A 4,604-nucleotide genomic window follows, 5' to 3' on the forward strand; every position below is an offset into this window, starting at 1 on the left:
GGCGGTTCGAGTGGACGGGGACAAGCCTCTGCGTGCCGGAAAATCCCGCCCTGCTGGACCGGTCGAGCCGCTGGCGCATGCCGCGCTGCGACAGGAAGGCACTGAGCGGTTCTCAGGCGTACCTGACGCAGGCGGTCCAGTCTCTCGAGTTTCCCGTACCGCTGATCGAAGGCAAAGCGGCGCTCCTGCGAGCTTTCGTGATCGCGCCACGGCCCACGGGCGCCGGGATCCCCGACGTGCGCGCGACGTTCTTCTACGGGGAAGATGAGATTCACGCAGTCGATATCCCGGGGAAATCGACTCCGATGCCCATCAATCTCGCCGAGGCGGAGGCATCGCTCGAAAAGTCCGCCAACGCCGACGTTCCGGGGTGGGTGGTACGACCCGGAGTCGAATGGGTGATCGAAGTCGATCCGGCCGGAACGCTGGATCCGGCCCTCGGAGTGTCGCCCCGGATTCCGGAGTCCGGTCGTGTGCCGATACCCGTTGAACGAATGCCCAGATTCGATCTTACGGTTGTCCCGTTTCTGTGGCGTGGCCGGCCGGATTCCACCGCGGTGAATCTTGCCGGGGAGATGGCGGCGGACGCCGAGGGACACAGGCTGCTGTGGGAAACCGTAGACCTCCTCCCGGTCGACAATCTGAGCGTCGTGGCGCACGAGCCCGTACTGACTTCCAACAACGATGCCGACGCGCTGCTCGATGAAGTGGGCGTAGTGCGGGTCATGGAGGGAGGACGCGGCTACTACATGGCGGCGCTCTCCGGCGAGGCAACAGGTGCCTGGGGGGTGGCGTGGATCCCGGGATGGACGAGCTACGTGCGGCTCGGCGTTTCGAGCCAGCCCGAGGAGGCGCTGACGATCGCCCACGAACTGGGGCACAACCTGAGTCTGTTCCACGCACCGTGCGGGGTGGGGGCCACCCTGGATCCCGCGTACCCCTTCCCCGATGGATCGACGGGTGCGTGGGGAATCGATTCCCGCTCCGGCGAGAGTGTTCTGGTGCCGGCGACGACGGCCGATTTCATGTCCTACTGCGAGCCGGCCTGGATCGGCGACTACCACTTCGGAAAGGCGGCGGCCTTTCGTGCCGTAGGCGCTGAATCCGATGCCCCCGCGCCGCCCACGGCCGCCATGCTCCTCTGGGGCGGCGCGGGGGCGGACGGCACGCCGTATCTGTACCCGGCCTTCGCGGTCGACGCACCCCCCGCGCTGCCGACCTCCGACGGCGAGCACGAGATCATCGGACGCGCGGCGGATGGCCGCATCCTCTTCTCGTTGATCTTCGACATGACGCCCGTGGCCGACAGCGACGGAAGGCTGGCGTTCGCGTACGCCGTCCCCATCCGTGGCGAAACGGCCGCCCTCCTCGAGGAGATCACCCTTTCCGGCCCGGGCGGCGCCGTCACGGTGGACCGGGACACGAACGAACCGGCCGTCATCCTGCGCGACCGGCTCAACGGACAGGTGCGCGCGGTGCTTCGGGATCTGCCGCAGTCCGTACGGACGCTGGCCGATGCCGTCGCGGGACTCGGCGTTGGGCCCAGCGTCGATGTCCTGTTCAGTCGCGGGATACCGGACAGCGGCCGGGAACCGTAGAACCGCCCTCCGCGGGCCGGACGGTGGCCCGCATCGCGTTGCGCGGAGTGCTTGGCGCGGAGCAAGTTGGGGGCTCTGTTCGGCGATCCTCCGACCTGCGAGCTGCCATGCGTATCGGCCCCGCTCCCGTTCTGTTCCTCTGTGCCGGACTGACGCTCGGTTGCGAGCGGGAAGACGGTGCGCCCGGCGTGACCGGCGAGCCGGGGTTGCTCGAATCCGCCTCGGCCCGGCCTGTAGCGCCGCTTCTCGCCGAGGAGCCGCCGCCCCCGTTCGGCGCCTATCCCGGCGTGCGGCACGGCGGCAACTACATGCACAACTACTACCTGCCGCCGGCGCCGGGGACGACGCCCTGGTTCCCGTCCTGGTCGCCGGACGGCGAGTCGATCGCGGTGGGGATGGCCGGCTCGGTGTGGGAAGTGGATGTGGAGACGGGCGACGCGACCGAACTCACGCGCGGGGGCACGTACCACTCGTCCCCCTCCTACTCGCCCGACGGACGCTGGATCGCGTACACGGCCGACTACGGCGGCGAGCGGATCCAACTCGAGATCCTCGACACGGAGACGGGCGAGACGCGCGCGCTCACGGACGACCGCTTCGTATACGCCGACCCCGTGTTCTCTCCCGATGGCACGCGCCTCGCCTACGTGTCGAGCGCGCCCAACGGGCACTTCAACGTCTACATCCGCGACGTGGCGGACGGCGACTGGGCGGGGCCCGAGATCGCGGTCACGAACGACAACTCCTACGGCAACAACCGGCTCTACTTCGGGCCCATGGACATGTATATCTCGCCCGCATGGATGCCGGACGGCGACGAACTCCTCCTCGTCTCGAACCGCGACGTGCCGCTCGGCTCGGGCAACGTGATCCGGGTCCCGGCGCGCGCGGACGGGATCCTGGAGGCGCAGACGGTGCTGCGGGAGCAGACGCTGTACCGCACGCGGCCCGACGTGTCGCTGCACGGCCGGCGCTTCGTCTACTCGTCGACGGCGGGCGCGGCGGACCAGTTCAACAACCTCTACGTGCAGCCGACGACGGGCGGCGAGCCTTACAAGCTCACCTTCTTCGAGCACGACGCCTTCCACCCGCGCTGGTCGCCCGATGGGGAGACGATCGCCTACATCACGAACGAGGGTGGTCTCCCCCAACTCGAACTCATCGAGACCTACGGCGGCGGCCGGCGGCGAATCGAGATCGGAGAGCGCACCTACGCGGGGCCGACGGGCATGCTCTCGGTCACGGTGCGCACGGACGCGAGCGGACGGGATCCGGTGCCGGCGCGCGTCACGCTCCTCGGGCCGGACGGCAAGTACCACGCCCCGCCCGACGAGTACGCCCGCATCGGCCAGCGCGGGCGCTACCCCGCCTTCCACACCGACGGGACGTTCACGGTCGCGCTCCCGCCGGGCGAAGCGGACCTCACCATCGTGAAGGGCTTCGAGATCGAGCCGCAGCGCATGAAGGTGGCGATCGAGGCCGATGCCACGGTCGAACTGGCGGTCACGCTGCACCGGTTCGCGGACCTCTCGGCGGACGGCTGGCACAACGGCTCTACGCACGTCCACATGAACTACGCGGGCAACCTCCACAACTCGCTCGAGAACCTGATGTTCATGTCCGCGGCGGAGGACCAGGACATCGTGAACGAGCAGGTGGCGAACAAGGACAACCGGATCCTGGACCACCAGTTCTTCGTGCCCGGGGGCGGCGAGCACCCGGTGTCGGCGGAGATGGAGGACATGGTCGTCATCGTGGGGCAGGAGTACCGGCCGCCGTTCTACGGACACGTGTTCATGTTCGGGATGCGCGACCACCTCATCTCGCCCTTCACGACGGGATACGAGGGGACTGCGATCGAGAGCCTGTATCCGTCGAACACGGACATGATGCGGAAGGCGAAGGACCAGGGGGCGACGACGGGCTACGTCCACCCCTACTTCGGCGACGTGGACCCGCTCACGTTCGGGCTGATGGGTGGGAAGGGGTTCATGGTCGACGCCGTGCTGGGGACGAGTGACGCGCTCGAATGGTCCACGGCCGAGCGGGCCGGCTTCTTTCCGCTCTACGCGCTGTGGAGCAACGATGTGCGGGTGTGCGCGACCGGCGGGGAGGACTCGATCAGCAACCTGCACGCCACGCCGCTGGTGGGCGCCATGCGGACATACGTACGTCCGCCGGACGGGCGCCTGACGGCCGATGGGTGGTTCGAGGGCCTCCGCGGCGCCGCGGCGTTCGTGACCAACGGGCCGCTCGTCGAACTCACGGTAAACGGGGAGATCCCGGGTTCCGTCCTAGATCTGGGCGCGGACGCGACGAGCGTGGAGGTGGTGGCCAGCGTGCGGTCGATCGTGCCGCTGACGCGCGCCTGGCTCGTGCGTGACGGCGAGGATGCCCTCGAACTCGAACTCTCGGAGGACCGCATGTCGGCCTCGTTCTCGGGCGACGTCGGGATCGACGGAAGTGGCTGGATTCACCTGCGGGCGGAGGGAGAGCCAGAGGAACGGTTCCCGCTCGACGCGGCCTATCCGCAGGGGTTCACGAACCCCGTCTGGTTCACGGTCGGAGGCGAAGCGATCCGCGACGCCGCCGGGGCGCAGTACGGCCTCGACTGGATCGACGAACTCGAACGCCAGGCGCGGGAATGGCCCGGCTGGCGGTCGCAGTCGGAGCAGGACCACGTCTACGCCCAGTTCGACGATGCCCGCGACGTGTACCGGCGGCTGCTGGCCGAAGCCGGCGGCACGGGTGGCGAGTGAGCGGCGGAATGCGACCTGTCGGGAAGGACGGATCGAAATGCCGAAGCCGAAGCTGACGCTACTCTCCCTCGCGCTCCTGGTGGCCTGCGGCGATTCCGGGGACCGACCGGCCACCGGCGCTACCGGAACGCTCGAAGGTCCGGACGTGATCCTGAACGCCGTGGCCGAGGAGGCTTTCACGGTCGGGTCGGCTACGGGCGACGGCTGGGACACCTTCGGCAGCGTCAGGTCCGTCCACTTCGACGCC

Annotated in this window: 3 protein-coding genes; all 3 read left to right on the forward strand. The window is 68.8% G+C overall.

Annotation, left to right across the window (positions count from 1 at the left end):
- Positions 1-1,598: hypothetical protein (locus OXN85_13355; protein MCY3600947.1), on the forward strand; the 1,598-nt coding region annotated here is incomplete at its 5' end.
- Positions 1,599-1,786: 188 nt separating this feature from the next.
- Positions 1,787-4,357, forward strand: a complete 2,571-nt coding sequence (locus OXN85_13360; GenBank protein ID MCY3600948.1) for a CehA/McbA family metallohydrolase — start codon at positions 1,787-1,789, stop codon at positions 4,355-4,357.
- A 37-nt stretch (positions 4,358-4,394) separates the two neighbouring features.
- On the forward strand, positions 4,395-4,604 hold a 210-nt coding region (locus OXN85_13365), incomplete at its 3' end, for a hypothetical protein (protein MCY3600949.1).

Source organism: Candidatus Palauibacter australiensis (genome assembly GCA_026705295.1).
GTDB lineage: Bacteria > Gemmatimonadota > Gemmatimonadetes > Palauibacterales > Palauibacteraceae > Palauibacter > Palauibacter australiensis.